We start from the raw sequence: 20,232 nt of genomic DNA, 5'->3' as shown, positions 1-20,232 counted from the left end.
AACAAGGTCTGGATTCTTGTACTCGTATTCACGCTTATGGTATTGGCTGGCCCACCTGAGAGGACACAAGCAGCAAGTACCCCCATCACAAATGGAACAGATTGGTTCGACACGGCTGGCAATCCCATTCAGGCGAACAGCGGCAATATCCTGCAGGTAGGAAACACATATTATTGGTACGGTGAGCATGCAGTGAACGGCAAGTTCGACAGTGTGAATGTCTACACATCTACGGATCTGAAGAACTGGACCTTCAACAATGCAATTCTGACCAAGCATTCGGCAGACGAGCTGGGCTCCAGCAAGATCGAACGTCCGAAGGTCATTTATAATGCCTCAACTGAACAATATGTACTTTGGGCACATTACGAGAATGGCACGGATTACAACCTTGGACGGGTCGCAGTCGCAACCAGCAGTACACCAGACGGCCCCTTCACTTATGTAGGTAGCTTCCGTCCCCTGAACTACGAATCTCGTGATATGACGGTGTTCGTAGATACGGATGGGACAGGCTATCTAGTGACGGCCTCTCGCAAGAATGGCGGGGCCAATGACACCATGGCCATCTTCAAAATGAATGCGGACTATACAAACGTGGAATCCTTCGAGGGCTGGCTCTTCGAGAACGCCTACCGTGAGGCTCCTGCCATTGTCAAAAAGGGGACTCGCTACTACCTCTTCACCTCACAAGCTTCGGGATGGTATCCGAATCAAGGTGCGTATGCCACAGCTACGTCCATGACTGGGCCTTGGTCAGCGCTGAAGCCATTCGGTAACTCATCGGCCTTTGCCTCACAGATTCACGATATCGCTACAATCACTGGCGAGAGCACTACCTCCTATATCTATATGGGCGATCGCTGGAATCCGATGAAGCTGGGCGAGCACAAGCATATTTGGCTTCCACTTTCCCTGAATGATGCAGACGGTACCGCCTCCCTGGATTGGTACAAGGAATGGGACATCGACGCCACTACCGGTACAATAACCCTCCCTGAACTGGTCAATCATGCTCAAGGCCAACCAGCAACCGCCATCTCGACTGCCTCAGGCTCCTCACCCTCCCATGTCAATGATGGCAATTATCAGACCTCATGGGTGGCTTCATCCAACACCTGGCCTGCCTGGTGGCAGGTAGACCTCGGCTCGGCTCAGACCATCACGGAGGTCGACATTTCGTGGTTCATGTACAAAGGCTCTGAGGGCTATTATAAGTATAAAATTGAAGTCAGTAACGATGGGGTTAATTACTCCACCATCGACCGTACTAACAATCTCACCTACGGCTTCACTACGGATGCCGTCCATTTCACTGCACGCTATGTACGCATTCAGATGGTGAATGCGGTACTATGGAACAACCCTGGCAACTGGTATACCCCTACACTCCATGAGGTGAAATTACTCGGACCTGCTGAGCCTGAATTCTTAACTCACAGCCGCTTCAGCTCACACAATTATCCAGAGCGCTATATTCGCCATGCGAACTTTGCCGCACGGATTGATACCAACGTCTCCCCTGAGCTTGACTCACACTTTCGCGTAATACCTGGCCTCGCCAATACAGATGGTGTATCTCTGGAATCTATTAATTTTCCCGGTTACTTTCTAAAGCGTGATTCAGGTGATTCGAGCAACAAAATCATATTGGGGGCTTATAGTAACACCGACAGCTATAAAGGTGATGCCACCTTCCGGATTGTTCCTGGTTGGGCAGAGAGCAATAAGCTCTCCTTCGAGTCCTATAACCAGCCCGGGAGCTACATCCGTCATTATGATTATGCGCTGCGGCTTGACACGGTGAATGAATCCAGCAGCAGTACGTTGAAGAGTGATGCCACCTTTGGGAGAGTAGATTTATAGCGGCAGATCTATATAAATATGGAGACAGTGCAAGCGGATCTTAGTAATTGGATCTTAAGCAATTGGATCTTGGCAATTGGATCTTGGCAAGTGGATCTTAGCAGATGGATTTTCGCAAGTGGAAGTATAGCAAGCAGATCTAAGAGAATCGGGTTATAGTAAAGCAAATTATAATAAGTTACAGTATAAGTTACAGAAAATGGAGGACAGAGCGCACCCTGCTTTGTCCTTTTTATTTTCTAAATTGTTGATTTAAAAACTGGCACGATTATACGATTCAGCCCACTATCTGCAATTATGATATATTAAACTAATAATAATCTAGTTATTACCAGTAATCTCCCTATAAAATGACAATCACTCACTTGAAGGAACTCACTTGAAGGGTAGGTAGATCTTATGGATGTTGTCCATCAGCTATGGCTGTTGAAGCAAATCTATCATCAGAGCACAATTTGGGATGAGGAGTTTAAAACTTCGCGGCATCCCATTCCGGCAGAGATATCAGAGGTGGATTTAGAAGCACTTCAGATCAGCGGCCATCCTCCTAACCACTTTGTAAGTCCGCAGCATGAACAGACATTGACCGAATTAAGACAGCTCGCCGAGCCCTGGACATTGAATCAGTCAGCGCAAGCCTTTGTCGCCTCATTATGGTCAGCGCCGATGATTTGGCGTTCATTGCTTACTGGCAAGCTGATTGCAGAGGCTGTTCCTGATCACGAGTTCGCTCCTTACCCTTCCTCTAGTACTTGCCAAATCTGTGGCTTGAGCGTCTCAAGGGCAACGGATACGAGTCTGGAGTGGTATTGGAGAATGACTAGTGGGACTCCACTGGACGGCAACCTTTTTGGACATGCGCTGGCACTTCAGGAAATGACGGGACAAGAGCTCCCCACCCCTAACGAATATGATCGTTGGACACTCCGTGCCATATTGACGGTGCTTCGCTCGCTACCAGCCAATACACGGTATAGTAAGGCAGCCTTGGCACTCAAAAAAGAACGGCTGCTGCCCACACGTAGCGAGTACGCCTACCGCAATCTATTAGAGACTTTGGGGCTAATTGGCATTTTGGATACGACGGATTATCCCGGAATGGCAACCGAATTCACATCGTACCAGAAGCGTGACCAGCGTCCCAACATTCGGGTTGAGGTGCAGGCACCGCTGGCGTGGTGGGATTCCTCCATTGGTATTAATGAGACAACCTTGGCTCGGATTTTTGGGGATTACGATCTCTCCAACGTATCACTGGACGACAGACCTCAGCAGCTCCCGGATATAAAGGAAACGATATTAGGCGCTTGGGAGCATAAAAAAAAGCCACGGGCAAAAGTACCAAAGGCTTCACCCGACGCAGGAACCGGTAAGGTGCAGGCAGGCGATGTATATGCCGTTCGCGTCAGAGATGGGGTATGGATTACAGTGTATTGCCATGAGCTCATGGATCAGCGGGTTAAGGTCGAATATCTTGACGGAGTCTATCAGGAAATGCCGGCCAAGACGGATCTGACGATGACCTTTCGCCCAAGGAAGGACGGACGCTGGCAATGCTCGGTGATTGCCATTGATTCCACGAGCTGGGTCAGAAGAGTGGCACGGGAGCTGCCTTGTCCAGCTTCACAACTGCCGGAGCCTGATCGCATACCGTTTCATAACGCCAAGGATTTGAAGCATATGGCCAGCTGGTGTTTCCCCGAAATCTAGTCAAGGGATAAGAGCAGGGTATGGCACTTGAACACGCTATTCCAGCAAGATTTCCAGTCTATTGGCTGCCAAAATAGTAAAAGGGCTGTCCCTTGTCATCTCAATGACAATAGGACAACCCTTTTTTTGTGTGAGAAGTCTAGGTCAGGCACCTGCTCCAGACTACATTGAACTCGAGAGCATAACTCCGAGAGCATTATGAGGTATGAAGCTAGCTTAAGGACTGTACATCCATTAATAATACGGAGCCATGAACAGGTACACCACTACTCCTGTGAAGCTGACATACAGCCAGATCGGCATCGTCCAACGGGCAATTTTGCGGTGCTTCTCCACCTGCATCGTCCATCCCCATACAACAGAGAACAGTGCCAGTGGCACAATAATGGCTGCCAGGAAGCTATGTGTAATCAGAATAAAGAAATAAATCGGCCGAACGATTCCTTCGCCACCGAACTTCGCTGTCCCAGGGGACATGTAGTGGAAGGTCAGGTAGGTGACAAGAAATAAGAGTGTACTTGTGAATGCCGCCATAATAAATCTTTTGTGAATCGTGACATTCTTCTTGATGATAGCAAACAAAGCCGCTAGCAAAAAGATAAAGGTGAAGCTGTTGAAAATAGCGTTCATGCGTGGCAAGAGGGACAGATCAAAGTGTACCTCGCCCTGATATCCCAGCGGAGTAAAGAACAACGCGAGAATGATAGCATTGGCTACCAGAGATACCGTGACAATCAGTCCGGTAAAATTCCGGTTGGTCGTAGGCTGCTGGAGCTTGTCCTTGGACGCTTTGCTCATGAGAATGGATTCTCCTTTAGTTATTTTAAAATTGTAATAATTCTATTATATTGAACGCCATCCATCACTGTGAAGTGACAACACTATGAACAATGTGGCTTCCATTAGTCATCTTGATAAGTCATCTTGCTATTCTAACCCATTCCCCCTCAAAACACACCTACTCTCATCACACCCTGTTTGTATTCTTGTCTATTATCTTTTATACATAATGTCGATAAATTAATGCTATTTTGTCGAATCATACTTCATTTGTTGTTAGAATTTGTCGAGATACATATATATGTGCAACAAAATACTACTTAAGACTCATTTAAAAAGGAGATCACGATTATGAAATGGTTCAATAATCTCAAGACTGCTGTGAAAATCCTTACTTCATTCCTAGTCATATGTGTTATCCTTGGGGTGATGGGTATTTATTCGATCAAAAACCTTGAATCCATGAACAGCAGCATGAATGAGTTGTATGACAACAACCTCACCTCCGTACGATTGGTATCCAACGTCGAGAGCTTGTACCAACGTATGCGCGTGAACATTGTGGATCTCACTGCTGCACAGACTGATGCTGACGAGCAGAGAATTATGGACCGCATGAATGAGCGGGCCCGTGATGTCCAGTCGGCTATTGATCAATACCGTCCATTAGCCACTACACAAGAAGAGATGGAAGAGCTCGCTAATTTCGAAAAGATATATGCACAATATGTAGACAGATACGAGACCGCGAAGCAGCTTGCTGCAAGCGACGATATCGCTGCCTTCAACCAATTCAATAATGAGACTCTCCTCGCCATTGGAGATGAGGTCAGCGCAAGTCTGGATCATCTAATTAAGCTTAATGTCGAAGCCGCACAAGATACCAACGATCTGGCTGACCGAGATTACGGCACTGCGATGACGCTTACGATCACCTTGATTATCGGAGCCGTAGTAGTGAGCATCCTGATTGGACTTATTGTAGCGAACTCCATCACCAAGCCGCTGAATTATATGGTCGCCTTGATCGAAAAGGTGTCAAAGGGCGATCTGACCGAGAAATCCGTACTGGATTCCAAAGAGGAGATCGGACAGGTATCCAGATCCCTGAATCAAATGATCGATAATTTCCGTAATTTGATCGGAGGCATCATCATTACATCTCAAAATGTCGGAGCCTCTTCGCAGCAGATTGCAGCCAGCAGCGAGGAAATCGCCGGAAGCAGCTCCAGTCAGGCGGATGCAGCCTCCTCCATATCTGATTTGTTCAAGGAATTGACTGAAGCGGTCAATTCAGTAGCAAGCAGCGCTGAGGAAGCGGCCGAGCTATCCAACCAGACCCTGAGTGTAGCCCAGGAAGGCGAGAAGGTCGTCCAAGCTTCGAAGCAAGGGATGAATGAGATTCGCCAGACGATGAATTTGCTCGAAGGCGATTCCGATAAGATCGGTGAGATTATTGAAGTTATCGATGATATTGCAGCCCAGACGAACCTATTAGCTCTTAACGCTGCTATTGAGGCGGCAAGAGCAGGCGATCAAGGCAAAGGCTTCGCCGTTGTCGCTAATGAAGTTCGTAAGCTGGCAGAGCGCAGTGGTAGTGCGACCAAGGAGATTACCAGCATTATTAAAACCATGCAATCAAATACTAAGCGGAGCGCTTCCATTGTAGGAGAAAATGTCGTACAATCTAACCGTACCGAGGAAGTATTCCAGACTATTATGGATATGGTAAGCAGTTCTTCCCTGAAGGTAAATGAGATTGCTGCTGCATGCGAGGAGCAAGCGGCGCAAGCCTCCGATGTCATGCTGTCTGTGGAGACCATTGCTTCAGCAAGCGAGGAATCCGCTGCAGCCTCCGAGGAGACCGCATCCACTAGCCAAGCTTTGGCCCATTTGGCCGAGGAGCTTAATGAATCAGTATCTGTATTTCAAATCCCAAAATCTACAGGACGTGACTTATGACATCTCCCACACACACATCGCAGTATATTGTAATATCCATTGATGATCAGCTGTATGGCATGGCTATGACCTCTGCGCATGAGATTATGACCGTTCCTGCCCTTACTAGGCCCGCAGGTGCACCTTACGAGGTGATGGGATTAATCGAGCTGCAGAACAAGATTGTACCCGTGATCAGCCTGCGGCATCTGTTCGACCTGGGCGGAGCAGAGCTTGATGATCGCGCACGCATTATTATCGTGTCCATAGACGGGAACTATGCCGCACTGTTGGTGGATGAGGTCGTACAGATCTCAGAGTATCGTGAACTGCTCCCGACCCGCTCCGGCTGGAACAACAGTGGCTACATTATGGGCTATGCCAAGCAAGAGGAACAAGAAGAGACCTCCCTTGTAGGAATTCTTCATATGGATCGCATCTTGAGCTTTATATACAATTAGTTAATTAGTTAGTCACGCATACAAACAAGACCATCTCGTTCCCTTGAACGCGGATGGTCTTGTTTGATTCACGACTCTGGTTCACGGTTGATGCTTGTGCACAGCACCCCCACCCTGATATCGGGTCTCGTCATGCTTCAACGGCTCTCCGCGTCTAGCTGCCTCCCTTAACCAGTATGCACCGTTATCAACCGGCTCATATCCAATGAGGTCCTTCAAATAGGAAATATCATAATAGTTATGTTCATTGGCTGATGTACCATACATCGAGATGAAGCGCGTGCTATCCTCGGCCTCAATACAGCGATGCACCAACTGTACCATGTCCCGGTGTGATATCCAGATATGCGCCGAGCGCTCACTATGCGGACGATTATCCGCTGTGAAATTGCCAATTCTCAGATTGATAGAGGACAAGCCGTGCTTATCAGCGTACAGTTGCCCCAATAGCTCAATATAACACTTGCTCAGTCCATAAAAGCTGTCAGGACGATAGGGATCTGTAGGCTCGACCTCCTCATGAAGCTTGTAGTAGCCCGTAGCATGGTTTGAACTGGCAAAAATAATCCTTCTTACGCCTTGTTCGCGAGCCGCTTCGTATAGCAAATAAGCCCCGGTGACATTGACAGGCAAAATTTTGCCCAGAAAATCCTCCTCATCCTTCGCCCAGGCACAGTGCACAATCGTATCCATCCCCCGGGCCAGCTCCTTGAGGCGCTCTCCATCGGTTATGTTCAAAGCTGTGATTCCCCGTTCAAGGTCCTCATTCAGATCTGCTCCGACAATATCGTAGGACTCTACCTGCCGCAGGCCTTCCAGCAGACAATAACCAATGCTGCCAGCCGCACCAGTAATCAGAATTTTCCGTCTCATTCATCATCCCTCCACGATATCAGGATATGATTCACGAATCCTTCTTCCATATGTCATGATACGCTGGTGTTCGCTTGAACAAAGCCTCGGCATACGGACACGATGGGACAATCTTCTTCCCTTCCTCTCGGGCCATCTGCACTACACGCTCGATCAACTCCTTACCGACATGCTGTCCGCGCAGCTCTTCAGCCACAAAGGTATGATCGATCACAATAGAGTGTTCATCTACAGGCGCAAAGGTCACTTCGGCAACAATCTCTTCGCCGTCAATGATTACGAAGGCATGATCTTCTTTTCGAATGTCGTGCATATACCCGCTTCAGCTCCTCTTCTCTATAATTTAACGACTCGTTCATTAGTTTCCCCGATTATGGGCGAGACGAAACGTCATATGACGAGAGAGGTGACGAGCTCTTACACTAACTCCTATACGTACTTTTATCCGGACTCTTATTATGGACTCTTATATAGGCTCTTCCACTAGCTATCTTCAAGCCTTCTAAATTAGTGCCTCCGTCTTGAGCTAGCCTACCTGGAACCTCACACGATCATGGGATGCCGCGTTCTTCCGGTCCTCTACAGCACCTTGGACAAGAAGCTCTGTGTTCGCTCATGTCTAGGCTGTTCAAAGAGCATGCCGGGCGGGCCTTCTTCCAGAATGATGCCTTCCTCCATGAAGATTACCCTGTCTCCTACCTCGCGGGCAAAGCCCATTTCATGCGTCACAATCACCATCGTCATACCCTCTGCCGCCAATTCCTTCATCACGCCAAGCACCTCTCCCACCATCTCTGGATCAAGTGCAGAGGTCGGCTCATCGAACAGCATGACCTTGGGCTCCATAGCAAGAGCTCTCGCTATTGCCACACGCTGGGATTGACCACCTGATAGCGAGGAGGGATATGCATCTGCCTTGTCTGCCAATCCCACCTTGCTGAGCAGTTCCATTCCCTTCTCACGAGCCTGCTCGGCAGACCATTGACGCACCTTGAGAGGAGCGAGCGTAATGTTATCTATTACTTTCATATGTGGAAATAGATTAAAGGACTGAAATACCATTCCCATATCAGCACGAATGCTGGAAATTGAAATGCCAGGGTCCATCAATGAATGACCTTCTACCACTATCTCTCCGCAATCCGGGACCTCCAACATATTAATACAGCGAAGAAAGGTGGATTTCCCTGAGCCAGAGGGCCCGATCACGACCACAACCTCCTTGCGATGGATCACTGTATGAATGTCCTTTAGTACAACATGAGCTCCGTACGATTTTCCCAATCCAGACACACGAATGATAGGCTCCACGTCACTTCACCCTCTTCTCGATATATTCAAGCAGCTTGCTTAAGGAGTATGTGAGGACAAAATAAATGAGCGATGCTGTGAGATACGGCTCCCATACTCTGTAGTACTGAGACTTCATGACGTTACTATAGAACATTAGCTCGTGCGCAGAGATGACCGCAACCAAGGAAGAGTCCTTGATCAGCACAATGAATTCATTGCCGAAAGCAGGAATCATACGCTTGATCGCTTGTGGCAGTATCACATATCGCATAGCCTGTCGCTGGGTCAGTCCGAGAGACAATGCCGCTTCACGCTGTCCTTTGTCAATGGATTGAATGCCGGCTCTGTAGATCTCAGCTGTATAAGCAGCCGAATTCAGAGTCAGGGCCAGAACTGCCGCCACTGCGGCATTCGTAGTTCCTATGAGCATGGGCACAATCCCAAAGTGAACGAGCAGGATCTGCACATATAGCGGCGTACCGCGAAAAAAATTAATGTAACAGGCCATGGGCAGCCGTATATATGCCTTGGGCGACATTTTCCCAAAGCCAATTCCCAGACCCAGCACAGCACCCATAAGAATTGAGGCCAAGGATATGCCAATCGTCAGAAGCGTTCCTTTCATTAGTAGCGGAAAATAGTACACGATGATATCCCATCTAAAATCCATGTCGTTCTTCCTTTCCTGTTCCTTAAGTAGCTACCTTGCATCAGCACACCTGTACTTATCACTTAGGCCTTCGGCTGATCCCGTCAGACACTGACAAAGAAGGCATGCGCCTGCCAGAGCAAACACATGCCTTCTCTTGAGAGATTCAATACTAGATCCCGTGCGCCTGCGCAATCTCCTGCCCACAATTCTGCATAGCGCAGACGCATACGAACCAGTGAGAAGCCTTCCATTCACGCTCCAGCTCAATTCCGCACTTCGTGGCCGCTGAACCTACGATTGTTATTTGGCCATCTCAGCTTTAAGACTGGATAGATCCGGCTTTTTGCCGAACCACTTCTCATAGATCTCCTCATAGGTTCCATTATCAATTACAGCCTTCACTGCAGGATCAAGCTTCGCCTTCAACTCACTGCCCTTCGGCATCAGGAAAGCATAATACTCAGGCTGGAACGCTTCACTATCTGTAATGCCTACAAGCTTGCTATCTGGATTGTTCTTAATATACTCCTGAATGATGGCATTGTCGGCTACTACTGCGTCGGCCCCACCTTTATCAAGCTCCATGAACGCCAATGTATTACTATCGAATTTCTTGAGCTTAGGATTACTGGCTCCCATCAGCTCTGACATGATTGTGTCGGCAGTCGTAGCCGCCTGAACAGCAACCTGCTTGTCTGTCAGGTCTGCTGCGCTCTGAATATCACTGCCTTCCTTCACAACAATCATATTGGCTGATTCGTAATAGGGAAGGGAGAAATCATAGCTCTCCTTCCGCTCTTCGGTGACAGAAATCGCCGAAATCCCTGCCTGATATTCACTACCCTGCTTGACGCTCAGTAGCATCGTGTCCCAGCCGACATTTTCGACCTCATAGTCAATACCGGCTTCCTTCATCACAGCGTCCAGAAAATCAATATCGAAGCCTGTAACCTGGTCCCGATCCATGAATTCCATAGGCGCATAGGATGCATCTGTAGCGATTTTGATCGGCCCATTTCCCCCAGAAGCTGTCTCTCCACCTGTAGCTGGTGTCGGCTCACTCACTGCTGGTGGCTGCCCACATGCAGCTAATAGAACCATAATAAATGTCATTAAACTTAACAAATAAATCTTTTTCATACCAAAACCCCCCTACTGATACATTAGTATATGTCTCGAAAAGTAACAATTTACTGTGATTCTATCAGGATTTTAAACAAACCTCAATGATTTTTATGATTTTATGTAAGAATATATAACACAATTTTGTATTGAAAATCAGTCGATGACAGTATGCGCACCATTTGTCACGCGTCGGTTCATAAGGACTTGTTATTGCACAGCTAATTGGGAATCCTAATGATATTGCTGTATAAGCTAATCTACGGCGGACTATATGAAAGACAGGAGAAATGCAAATTTGAAGCCTATTATTCCTTTTGAACCCGTCAGAATTGATCAGATCCCTGTCGGGCCCTCATGGATTGCCCAGGTCAAGTGGGACGGGGTACGAATGTTGAGCTATTATGACGGGACCATGGTAAGGCTGGTGAATCGGCGGTTGCATGATCGAACTGCACGATACCCCGAGCTCCAGCACTTGAACGAACATTGCCATGCAACTTCCTTCATACTTGATGGTGAACTGGTTGCTTTCCAGGATGGCAAGCCATCCTTCTATGAAATTATGAAACGCGACAGCCTCCGCAGTAGCCGCTCCATTCAGCACGCTGCCACACAGATTCCAATCGTATATATGGTCTTCGACATTCTTTTCGCTAATGACCAATGGGTGACCGAGCTCCCGCTAATAGAACGCCAGCAGCTTCTATCAGATCTAATTAGACCACAGCCGTATCTACACCTGGTCGAGAACTTTCCGGATGGACAAGCCTTATTCAGGGCTATATCCAATCAGGGAATGGAGGGTGTCATCCTGAAGAGAGTGGATAGCAAATATCTGATTCAGGGGAAGGACAATCGTTGGCAAAAGCATAAGATAAGCCGAGATATATATGCACTGATTGGCGGGGTCACCTACCGGGATAAGATGGTAAATTCCTTATTGCTCGGGCTGATGAATACGGATGGAACTCTGGAGTATATCGGTCACGCAGGTACAGGAAAATGGGGGGCGGCTGATTGGCGCAGCCTCACAGCAGAGGTCCAGAAGTCAGTGGTGGAAGCGTGTCCATTCCGCGCGACTCCCCCACTGCTGCGTGATACCCAGTGGCTGCACCCTCAGTACGTCGTGAAGGTAAGCTTCCTGGAATGGACACCAGGAGGGACAATGCGCCATCCTGTCATAGAGGGCTTGGCACCTCATGTTCCTGCCCAGGATTGTACTTTACAGCAAGAGTGAGAGGTAAGCGGAAGGACGGGTTGATAGCGATAGGAAGGGAGGCCAAAAGAGCGAAACAGAGTGCCGGACCAGCAAATTAGAATATATGTTCCCAAAATTGATTGACATATATACCAAAAGAAGGTATAGTTAACTACAAATTCATAGGTGATGCGGGCGAAGCACCCCGCAAGTGAGGCTATCAGCCATACTTGCGGGGTGCTTCTTTTATTTGTTGTACGAGAGAGCGGAGTGTACTCAAATAACATAATTCCTCATCCCGGACACCTATACTAATTCAGACAGGAGTGTTGTTCATGAGACCTATTTCGAACAAGAAGAACGTTCACCCATTATCTTCGGCATTCATCCATACACTATGGAAGCCCTTTATCGTGCTCTTGTGCTGCACAGCTCTGCTCCTAGTACCAGGTCAATCTCAGGCCAGTGAGGCCGCCAGCTCAATTGGGGCAGTCTATGATCAAATGACCACGCTTGAATCCGTCATCACATTGGAGGGTCAACGCATCCGTAGCCTCAGCAAGAGCAACAACGATAAGATGAAGTCCATCAAGAGCAGAATTAGTGCGATAGATGCTGCCTTGTTGAAGTCACTTAAGCTGAAGGTTGACCAGACACAGAAGAAGCACACTCCTTTGCTGACGCAATATTCAGAGGTGAATAAGCAACTTTCCGACGCCCGCAAGCGCAAGGACAAGAAGAATGTGGATCTGTTGGTATTGAAGCAAGGCTCGCTTAAGCCTTCTGTTACGGCAGCTCGTGCGGACATTACTTCTCAGAAGAAGGCACTTGCAGACGCCAAAAAAACGGCCACTGCGAAGGCAGCGGCCGTCAAGGAAGCCCTTGTTCCTGTACAAGCTATCAAGAAGCAAATTACAGCGGAGAACAAACAAGTGGCCTCCGTGAAGAAGAGCCGCACAGCAGCACACAAACGGTATAGAGCAAGTATCAAAAACGGAAATTCCATCCTTGCGCTCGCTGAGCTTACCCGCGTCTACCAATTGCTCGGCAATATACATGCTTCTCAGCAAAAGGTAGAAGAATGGGAGCGTCAAATATCTCTGGCCCTGCAGCGCGCAGAAGCCAAGCTCCCCAAATAACAGTGCTTACAGTGCGTTAAATGTGTCTGTCAGTACAGGTACGATTTGTGATTTTCTGGATACTACACCCTTCAATAGCGCCTTGTTGCCATCCAGCTTGACATTGTATGCCTGTTCAACCGCCTGAGCCTTGTTGCCGAGTGCAATACCCACAGAATCGCTATTAACAATATCGGTTACAACAAACAGGAACAGATCCAGGCCCTTATCCGCAATCGTCTTATTCAGTGCAACTTCAAGTTCAGCCTGACGGGACAGCACATCATTCACATCAACTGCATTGACCTGGGCAATTTCAACCTTGCTACCGTTCAGTTGGAATTCCTTTGCATCGAGACTGATCAGTTGCTCGATGGTGTGCTGACTCAGATCAGCTCCTGCTTTCAGCATGTCGAAGCCATAGCTCTCAGCATCTACGCCAGCAATCTCAGCCAGCTCACGCGCTGCAGCTACATCTTCTTCTGTGCAGGTAGGAGATTTGAATAGCAGGGAATCCGAAATAATTGCAGACAGCATGAGTCCAGCGATATCTTTAGGAATCTCTACCCCATTCTCCTTATAGATCTTCTTAAGGATCGTCGCTGTGCAGCCTACTGGCTCAGCGCGATAATACAACGGATAGCTCGTCTCAAAATTCGCAATACGATGATGGTCGATAACCTCAACCACGCGCACCTCTTGAATATCATCAGCACTTTGCTGGCGTTCATTATGATCTACTAGAATAACTGTCTCGGCCTCAGCAGCCACCTTCTCAACGTAACGTGGTGCCGGGGTCTTGAAATAATCCAAAGCAAATTGAGTCTCTCCGCTTACTTCACCCAGACGAACTGCCTCAGCATCTACACCAAGCTTTTGTTTCAAAAAAGCATATGCAATCGCAGAAGTAATCGTATCCGTATCCGGGTTTTTATGACCAAAGACCAGTGTTTTTGCCATCGTAATCGACTCCTTAATCAAGGTTGATTTTACTATAGTCAACAATTCCAATGCGATTATATCATTAATCTCCCATGCTGTGCATCCGCAATCTTGCATAACTATCATTTTGTGAGTGCAGTGACTAAGGTAGATTCTCTGTAAAAAGCCTGACAAAACCTGATGAATCATGGGTTTATTTGTTATTGACAGCCTTTATTTTCTAAAAATATTAAATTCATATAGAAAAATCTGCTAGTCATATGGTAACATATCCCTCAAAACTACATACTCAACCATTCTACGAATCATATTCCAATATGAGAGGGGGCCTGCAGGCAACGAAGAATGTTGTAAAGCCAAATCTGATAGACAAATCAATAGACTATAATCTTGTGAAAAGAGGGGAAGCTTTGAAAACACGTACATTGCTGCATAAAGTAACTACTGTTTCTTCCATCTTCGCTCTGGCAGCGAGCTTACTAGCTCCTTCAGCCAGTCTAGCTTCGCCTGATATCAGCCAACAGATTCTTTCTGAGCTGACCAACGAGGTGTTGCAGGAGCCTACCTACATCTCTCCTAATCTGGACACTTCCTCTTCCAAGGATGTTCGAGTCATTGTCCAACTCAGCAGCGACCCTGTAGCTGTTGAGAGATTTAGCGCAGGCAGCCTCCGTGCCTTCTCGACGCGCTCTGCAGAATCCTCCATCAAGAGCGAGCAGACATCTTTCGAAGAGCTTGCCAGAAAACAAGGCATTTCTCTCCAGGTTAATTACCGCTACAACACGGTTCTGAATGGCATGGAGGTTACGGTTGCAGCCGACAAAATACCAGCTCTCGCCAAGCTTCCTGGCGTTAAATCCGTTCATGAGAACCAGACCTATTTTACAATCCCAGTTCAAGATCCTTCCACAGTGGCGGATGATACCTATGAAGTGAAATTCGATAACGCCCCACTGGATCTGATTGGCGCTCCCGAGGCCTGGAGCAAAGGCTTCACAGGCAAAGGACTCAAAGTAGGCGTCATTGATACCGGTGTCGATTACAATCACCCTGACCTGAAGGATGCTTATAAAGGCGGCTACGATTCCTTTGAGCAGGACAATGATCCTTATGAGGAGCCTCCTGTCAGCATTGATGAAGACCCATACGGAACAGGCTTTGCCGGAACATCTCACGGAACGCATGTAGCAGGCACTATTGTTGGTCAAGCCAAAAATACGACCTCTGATATCGTTCAAAAAGGGGTCGCCTATGATGCAGATCTGTATGCCTATAAGGTGCTCGGGCGGAATCCTGCAACCGGGCGCTCATCCGGCTCATCTGCACAGGTCATTGATGGAATCGAGCGTGCGGTCAAGGATGGCATGGATGTAATTAACCTGTCCCTGGGCTCCGATCAGGAGAAGGACCCGAATTCACCAGACTCCATTGCAATCAATAATGCAGTACTGTCTGGTGTTGTGGCAGTTATCGCGAGCGGTAACGCTGCTGATTCTGGCCCTTACTACTACTCAATGGGCTCACCAGCTTCTGCACAATTAGCGATCTCCGTCGGAGCGACAACGATCCCGGGTCGCCTGTACACAGCTGCGGGTACCGTATCCCAAGCCACATACGAGTCTGTCGACCCTAATGGTAGCGTTACTGCGGATACTTACGACCTTTATGATTACCAGCTAATGGGCTGGAGAACAGGCGATGATGACTTTGCCTCTATCCTTGGCACACACCCCATCGAGGTTGTCTATGCTGATCTTGGTCAAGTAGATGATTATGTGGGTAAAGATGTGACTGGAAAGATCGTACTGCTCTCCCGAGGAAGTCTTGCATTCGTAGATAAGATCGAGATTGCCAAAGAGCAAGGGGCACTCGCTGCCATCATTTTCAACGGCAATACCAGCCCTAGCGACCCTAACAGTGCCGATCTGTCCGATAGTGTGGCACAGCGTGACGGCTACATCAACACCAGTCTCGGCGATAGCCTTGGCTTCATTCCGACATTTGACATGAAAGGTAGAGAAGGACGAGCATGGGCTCGCAATATTGTCGAAAATCCTGACAAGCTCCACTTCATTACATTTGACCAGGAGTATCCTCAAATTGATGTTCCCGGTGATCGTATGGCATCCTTCAGTTCTCGCGGACCAAATAGCGATGATCTGCTGGGTATCAAGCCGGATGTATCCGCTCCAGGTGTCAACATCATGTCCACTTGGCCGAAATACGGAAAGTTCGATCCGGATGCCTCCTATGCCGAAGCTTACAATCGCAGCAACGGTACAAGTATGGCGTCCCCGCATGTAGCAGGTCTGGCTCTGCTCTTGAAGCAGCAGCACCCGGATTGGACACCATTTGACGTCAGAGCAGCTCTTGCCAATACTGCAGACTCTCTGTTCAACGAATCAGGTAAGCTTTATGATGCTTACTCCCAAGGGGCGGGCAGAGTCAATGTGGATCATGCCACAGATACTCCAGCTCTGCTGCAAACTGTAGAGCAACTGACTATTTTGGACAAGGACCTGACCTATCGAGATGTGATCAATTATGGCTCATCGGCCAGCTTCGGCGTCCTGCCGGCTGGAAGTGAAGCGAAGCAAATTCAGCTTCAGCTGAAAAACGTATCCTCCAGCTCCGTACGCTATCAAGCTAGCGTAGAATTGCATGCTGATGTGACCTCCGATCCTACAAATCCGACCTCTACACCGAGCCCTAGCAATCTTCGTGTAGAATTACAGGGTGTCGGCGATGGCGGTGCTATCAGTGCTGATGCAGGAAAAAGCCAACCATTCTTCCTGTCAGTACAGCCTGTTGAAGGTGCTGTAGACGGAGTCTATGAGGGTAAAGTTGTACTGGAAAGCACAGGACGCCCAACACTCCACCTGCCATTCACTGTGCATGTCGGCGAGAAGGCTCCTGCTACCGGATTCGGTCTGCAAGAGATGCAACTATCCAATCCAATTATTACACCTAACCGGGGCGGCATTAAGGCCACGACGGATGTAACATTCCGTCTGACAGCTGAGAATACAAACTACATCGAGCTTCAAGTATATGGTGTGAATGACCAACTCATTGGTATTGTTGATAATATTTATACCGAGGAAGGCTTCCTGGAGCCAGGGGACTATGCATTCGAGAACTACCGCGGAACTTACTTCGCTGTTGACGAAGCAGGGAGCCCTCAAAGGGATGCGAACGGCAATCTGATTACACGCCAGTTGACTGCCGGAACCTACAAGCTAACCTTGATTGCTCCACAGCTTGATGCGAATGGCAACTTTAAGTACAACGCTGATGGACTCATGACATACTATGCCTCCAAGGCTCTGCGAGTTGATACATCACGTAAGAGTAGCAGCAATGATGATACTACTGGCGGCAACAACGGAAACAGCAGCACTGGCGGGGGTGGAGGTGGAACTCCAACAACAACTCCAGCTACAGATACTCCAGCCACTCCTGCAGATGGAACTACACCGAGTGCACCTAGCATTCAAAGTGTGGTAAAACAAGGGCAATCAGTTCAGCCTGTACAAGCCTCTGTAGTCGTAAGTAATGGAATTCAGGCACTGAGCATTACCAATGAAGCACTTCAGGCTGCCCTCAACGAAGCAGAATCCAAACCAGTTGCCATTGTTGTCTCAATTAACACTAGTGAGGCTCCTACAACCAAACTGATTCTGTCCGCTGATCAGCTTGGCTTGCTCGCCAAGTCAACCGTAGATAGCAGTATTATTTTGAACTTTGGGACATCATCCCTGTCCTTGCCAACGTCGGCACTTAGCTCTGTTCCAGCCGGATCTTCCCTGGAGCTCAACATTGCTGATCAGGACCAGGACCTGGAGATCTTCACCAAAGGCTTCCCAGGCGCTACGATTATTGGCACACCTGTCAGCTTCGAAGTTAATGTACTGTCAGGCAACCTCAGTACACCATTGAACGTACCAGCTAAAGAACGCATCCTGCGCTCCTTTACCGTACCTGGACAAATTGAGGGTAACACTGCTGGTGTATTGTATACTAGCGGAAGCAAGGTATCACCGACTCCATCCGTATTCAACAAGCAGGATGATGGCACAACCGTAGTCGTAGTCAATCGTCCAGGGCTGTCCACTTATGCAGTCGCAACGAGAACCGTGTATTTCGAGGATATCTCCTCTTCGTTCGCACAATCTCAGATTCAATCGCTTGCACACAAGCTGTTGATTAACGGCACTTCGGAGCAGACCTTCGCACCAAAAGAGCGTGTAACCCGCGCCGAGTTCGCAGCCATGCTGACAAGATCTCTGGGCCTACAAGCTGCAAACACTGCTCCATTCACTGATGTTCAAGCAGGTGGCTGGTATGCAGGTGATGTAGCAGCAGCTTATAATGCTGGTCTGATTACAGGCCGCAATGATGGAAAGTTCGATCCTAATGCACATATTACGCGTCAGGAAATGTCCGTTATGCTGTCAAAAGCTATGGATCTGCTACAGATCACTCCAGCTGTACAAGGTTCCCCTCGTGGACCTTATGCAGATGCTTCCTCCTTCGGGAACTTTGCTGAGCTCAGCATTGATAAAGTAACCCAAGCAGGTATCATGAGTGGAGAGACTGTAAACGGAACTTCCTATTTCCGTCCAGAAGCAGCTACAACGCGTGAAGCAGCCGCGAAAGTACTGTATGAGCTGCTGCAGCAGGGTGAGCTGATTAACTAAGGATTTCACCAGCAAAACGACATCATTCATGGTTCACATCCTTCGCCAGTATCCAGCGAGGCTACGGACCTGCATCAAGTGAAGAAGCCTCCGTCCCACGTATGTACTGTGGAACGGAGGCTTCTGTATTCAAGGCTACATTAAGGGCAGACGCACCGTAAAAATACTCCCCTCGCCAGGCTCGCTTTTCACTCCAATGTGCCCCTGATGTGCATGTACAATGGATTCAGTAATAGACAGCCCCAGTCCTGCACCGCCAGATCTTCTAGTACGTGAGGTATCCCCACGATAAAAGCGCTCAAAGATTCGATCCAGTTGCTCCTTCTCCATTCCTGGGCCATTATCGCCTACATCAAGCACTGCCATTCCCTCCTCCACGCTCAGGCCCACCTTAATGATACCTAGCGACCTATCGGTATGCTGCACTGCATTACTGAACAAGTTAAGCACCACCTGCTTCATCGCATCCACGTCAATTGGAGCATGTACCTCTGCGGTAATATCGTAGATCACCTTACGTTCCCCAGCAAGCATCTGTAATTGAGGCTTCATGGAAATGAGCATATCGTCTAACGAGGTCGGCTTCAATAACATCTCAGGAGCCCGATCCATCTTTGCCAATAGCAATAGATCCTCTACGAGCTTCTTGATTCGCTTGGATTCGCCATACATACTCTCCAGTGCTACCTGTAGCTGCTGGGGGTTGGAGGCCGCCCCACGGAGCAGCACCTCCAGAAAGCCATGAATCGAGGTAAGCGGGGTTCGCAGCTCATGGGATGCATCTGCCACAAAGCGCCTCATTTGTAGCTGCGCTTCTTTTTCCGTAGCAAACGAAGCCTCCAACCGTTCCAGCATACCGTTAAATGATACGGCAAGCCTGTCTATCTCTTGCTGCCCTTGGTCGGTAGCCACACGCTCCGTCAGATTACCAGCGTCAATACACCCCACGGTCTTGACCATCTGGGAGAGCGGAATAAGCGTCCGCCGCAGGATGGGTAGCATTAACGCCACACCGATAGCAAGCCCTAACAACGATAAAGAAAGGAACGTCAATTGTTGGCGCATTAGGAGTGCCTTGAGCGGAGCTGTTGAGGTACCCATCTGCAGCAGCTCACCTGATGAGCCCTTTGGGCCTGGTGCACGCACCACGACCAGCTGCTCATTCCCCTGACGATCCTCCACGAGATAATAATCGCTCATTCGTCGCCGTGATTCGGCATTTGCACGCAGCTTATCATAGATATCCTCCGATAGTCTGGGAGCGGATAGCCCATCCTCACGCGAGATATCCCGCAAGGTTCCATCCTTCTGGATAATCGCCAGTGTCATATCCGAGAAAAAAAGATACCGATCGGGCGGTCCCTGCGGTGGAATTCCTTCCCGTCCACTCGACTTGGCCTCTCGGGTCAACAGGTCCACGGGCATAGAGCGCAGCTGCGCTTCCATGACTTCAGCACGGTTGCGATAGACGAAATCCTTCATGAATACATACTGCAAAAATCCTATTAGCACAAGCAGCACAGCCACGATCAGTAACGTTCGCGTAAGCAACTGAGCGCGCAGTGAGTTCATA

At 48.5% G+C, this 20,232-nt stretch carries 15 protein-coding genes; 7 read left to right on the top strand and 8 right to left on the bottom strand.

The window, feature by feature from the left end:
* Positions 1 to 36 precede the first annotated feature (36 nt).
* On the top strand, positions 37 to 1,866 hold the full coding sequence (locus tag MKX74_RS01680) for an AbfB domain-containing protein (protein WP_341180499.1): 1,830 nt from the start codon (positions 37 to 39) through the stop codon (positions 1,864 to 1,866).
* 399 nt (positions 1,867 to 2,265) lie between these two features.
* Positions 2,266 to 3,576: a hypothetical protein gene (locus MKX74_RS01675; RefSeq protein WP_341177294.1), complete on the top strand. Its 1,311-nt coding sequence runs from the start codon at positions 2,266 to 2,268 to the stop codon at positions 3,574 to 3,576.
* A 234-nt stretch (positions 3,577 to 3,810) separates the two neighbouring features.
* Here MKX74_RS01675 and MKX74_RS01670 read toward each other — a convergent pair whose 3' ends face one another.
* A complete protein-coding gene (locus MKX74_RS01670) occupies positions 3,811 to 4,374 on the bottom strand; it encodes a DUF420 domain-containing protein (protein ID WP_018886902.1) in 564 nt (187 codons plus the stop codon).
* Positions 4,375 to 4,707: 333 nt separating this feature from the next.
* Here MKX74_RS01670 and MKX74_RS01665 point away from each other — a divergent pair, with 333 nt between their 5' ends.
* Positions 4,708 to 6,318, top strand: coding sequence for a methyl-accepting chemotaxis protein (locus MKX74_RS01665; protein ID WP_341177293.1), 1,611 nt, complete (start codon positions 4,708 to 4,710; stop codon positions 6,316 to 6,318).
* Positions 6,315 to 6,758, top strand: a complete 444-nt coding sequence (locus MKX74_RS01660) for a chemotaxis protein CheW (RefSeq protein ID WP_341177292.1) — start codon at positions 6,315 to 6,317, stop codon at positions 6,756 to 6,758. The genes MKX74_RS01665 and MKX74_RS01660 overlap by 4 nt, the downstream gene beginning before the upstream one ends.
* Positions 6,759 to 6,839: 81 nt before the next feature.
* Here the strand turns inward: MKX74_RS01660 and MKX74_RS01655 are convergent, their stop codons facing one another.
* The 5 genes from MKX74_RS01655 to MKX74_RS01635 form a co-directional block, all read right to left on the bottom strand.
* The gene (locus MKX74_RS01655; protein WP_341177291.1) at positions 6,840 to 7,631 is read right to left on the bottom strand and encodes an NAD-dependent epimerase/dehydratase family protein; all 792 of its coding nucleotides are present in this window, start codon (positions 7,629 to 7,631) and stop codon (positions 6,840 to 6,842) included.
* Between the two features lie 31 nt (positions 7,632 to 7,662).
* Positions 7,663 to 7,944: a GNAT family N-acetyltransferase gene (locus MKX74_RS01650; RefSeq protein WP_018886906.1), complete on the bottom strand. Its 282-nt coding sequence runs from the start codon at positions 7,942 to 7,944 to the stop codon at positions 7,663 to 7,665.
* A gap of 266 nt (positions 7,945 to 8,210) precedes the next feature.
* The gene (locus tag MKX74_RS01645) at positions 8,211 to 8,933 is read right to left on the bottom strand and encodes an amino acid ABC transporter ATP-binding protein (RefSeq protein WP_341180498.1); all 723 of its coding nucleotides are present in this window, start codon (positions 8,931 to 8,933) and stop codon (positions 8,211 to 8,213) included.
* Positions 8,934 to 8,943: 10 nt separating this feature from the next.
* Positions 8,944 to 9,594: an amino acid ABC transporter permease gene (locus MKX74_RS01640; protein ID WP_341177290.1), complete on the bottom strand. Its 651-nt coding sequence runs from the start codon at positions 9,592 to 9,594 to the stop codon at positions 8,944 to 8,946.
* Positions 9,595 to 9,876: 282 nt separating this feature from the next.
* Positions 9,877 to 10,716: a basic amino acid ABC transporter substrate-binding protein gene (locus tag MKX74_RS01635; protein WP_341177289.1), complete on the bottom strand. Its 840-nt coding sequence runs from the start codon at positions 10,714 to 10,716 to the stop codon at positions 9,877 to 9,879.
* Positions 10,717 to 10,996: 280 nt separating this feature from the next.
* Here MKX74_RS01635 and MKX74_RS01630 point away from each other — a divergent pair, with 280 nt between their 5' ends.
* Complete coding sequence (locus tag MKX74_RS01630; RefSeq protein WP_341177288.1) at positions 10,997 to 11,938, top strand: ATP-dependent DNA ligase; 942 nt, start codon at positions 10,997 to 10,999, stop codon at positions 11,936 to 11,938.
* Between the two features lie 296 nt (positions 11,939 to 12,234).
* Entirely contained in the window at positions 12,235 to 13,038 is an 804-nt protein-coding gene (locus MKX74_RS01625) for a hypothetical protein (protein WP_341177287.1), read from the top strand.
* Positions 13,039 to 13,044: 6 nt separating this feature from the next.
* Here MKX74_RS01625 and MKX74_RS01620 read toward each other — a convergent pair whose 3' ends face one another.
* Positions 13,045 to 13,977, bottom strand: coding sequence for a manganese-dependent inorganic pyrophosphatase (locus tag MKX74_RS01620; RefSeq protein WP_018886913.1), 933 nt, complete (start codon positions 13,975 to 13,977; stop codon positions 13,045 to 13,047).
* A 392-nt stretch (positions 13,978 to 14,369) separates the two neighbouring features.
* On the opposite strand from MKX74_RS01620, the gene MKX74_RS01615 reads away from it, so the two are divergent.
* Positions 14,370 to 18,659 carry a S8 family serine peptidase gene (locus MKX74_RS01615; RefSeq protein WP_341177286.1) on the top strand — a complete coding sequence of 1,430 codons (4,290 nt, stop codon included), beginning with the start codon at positions 14,370 to 14,372 and terminating at the stop codon, positions 18,657 to 18,659.
* Positions 18,660 to 18,794: 135 nt separating this feature from the next.
* Here the strand turns inward: MKX74_RS01615 and MKX74_RS01610 are convergent, their stop codons facing one another.
* Positions 18,795 to 20,231 carry a sensor histidine kinase gene (locus MKX74_RS01610; RefSeq protein ID WP_341180497.1) on the bottom strand — a complete coding sequence of 479 codons (1,437 nt, stop codon included), beginning with the start codon at positions 20,229 to 20,231 and terminating at the stop codon, positions 18,795 to 18,797.
* Position 20,232: the final 1 nt, after the last annotated feature.

It is taken from the genome of Paenibacillus sp. FSL K6-1230, from assembly GCF_038002385.1.
Taxonomy (GTDB): domain Bacteria; phylum Bacillota; class Bacilli; order Paenibacillales; family Paenibacillaceae; genus Paenibacillus; species Paenibacillus massiliensis.
This window is presented reverse-complemented; position numbering and strand designations above follow the sequence as displayed.

Excerpts from the sequence above, each read along its gene's own strand:
- MKX74_RS01665 (WP_341177293.1), top strand. The coding sequence starts at position 4,708 with ATGAAATGGTTCAATAATCTCAAGACTGCTGTGAAAATCCTTACTTCA.
- MKX74_RS01660 (WP_341177292.1), top strand. The coding sequence starts at position 6,315 with ATGACATCTCCCACACACACATCGCAGTATATTGTAATATCCATTGAT.
- MKX74_RS01655 (WP_341177291.1), bottom strand. The coding sequence starts at position 7,631 with ATGAGACGGAAAATTCTGATTACTGGTGCGGCTGGCAGCATTGGTTAT.
- MKX74_RS01640 (WP_341177290.1), bottom strand. The coding sequence starts at position 9,594 with ATGGATTTTAGATGGGATATCATCGTGTACTATTTTCCGCTACTAATG.
- MKX74_RS01680 (WP_341180499.1), top strand. The coding sequence starts at position 37 with ATGGTATTGGCTGGCCCACCTGAGAGGACACAAGCAGCAAGTACCCCC.
- MKX74_RS01675 (WP_341177294.1), top strand. The coding sequence starts at position 2,266 with ATGGATGTTGTCCATCAGCTATGGCTGTTGAAGCAAATCTATCATCAG.
- MKX74_RS01650 (WP_018886906.1), bottom strand. The coding sequence starts at position 7,944 with ATGCACGACATTCGAAAAGAAGATCATGCCTTCGTAATCATTGACGGC.
- MKX74_RS01625 (WP_341177287.1), top strand. The coding sequence starts at position 12,235 with ATGAGACCTATTTCGAACAAGAAGAACGTTCACCCATTATCTTCGGCA.
- MKX74_RS01670 (WP_018886902.1), bottom strand. The coding sequence starts at position 4,374 with ATGAGCAAAGCGTCCAAGGACAAGCTCCAGCAGCCTACGACCAACCGG.
- MKX74_RS01620 (WP_018886913.1), bottom strand. The coding sequence starts at position 13,977 with ATGGCAAAAACACTGGTCTTTGGTCATAAAAACCCGGATACGGATACG.
- MKX74_RS01610 (WP_341180497.1), bottom strand. The coding sequence starts at position 20,231 with ATGAACTCACTGCGCGCTCAGTTGCTTACGCGAACGTTACTGATCGTG.
- MKX74_RS01635 (WP_341177289.1), bottom strand. The coding sequence starts at position 10,716 with ATGAAAAAGATTTATTTGTTAAGTTTAATGACATTTATTATGGTTCTA.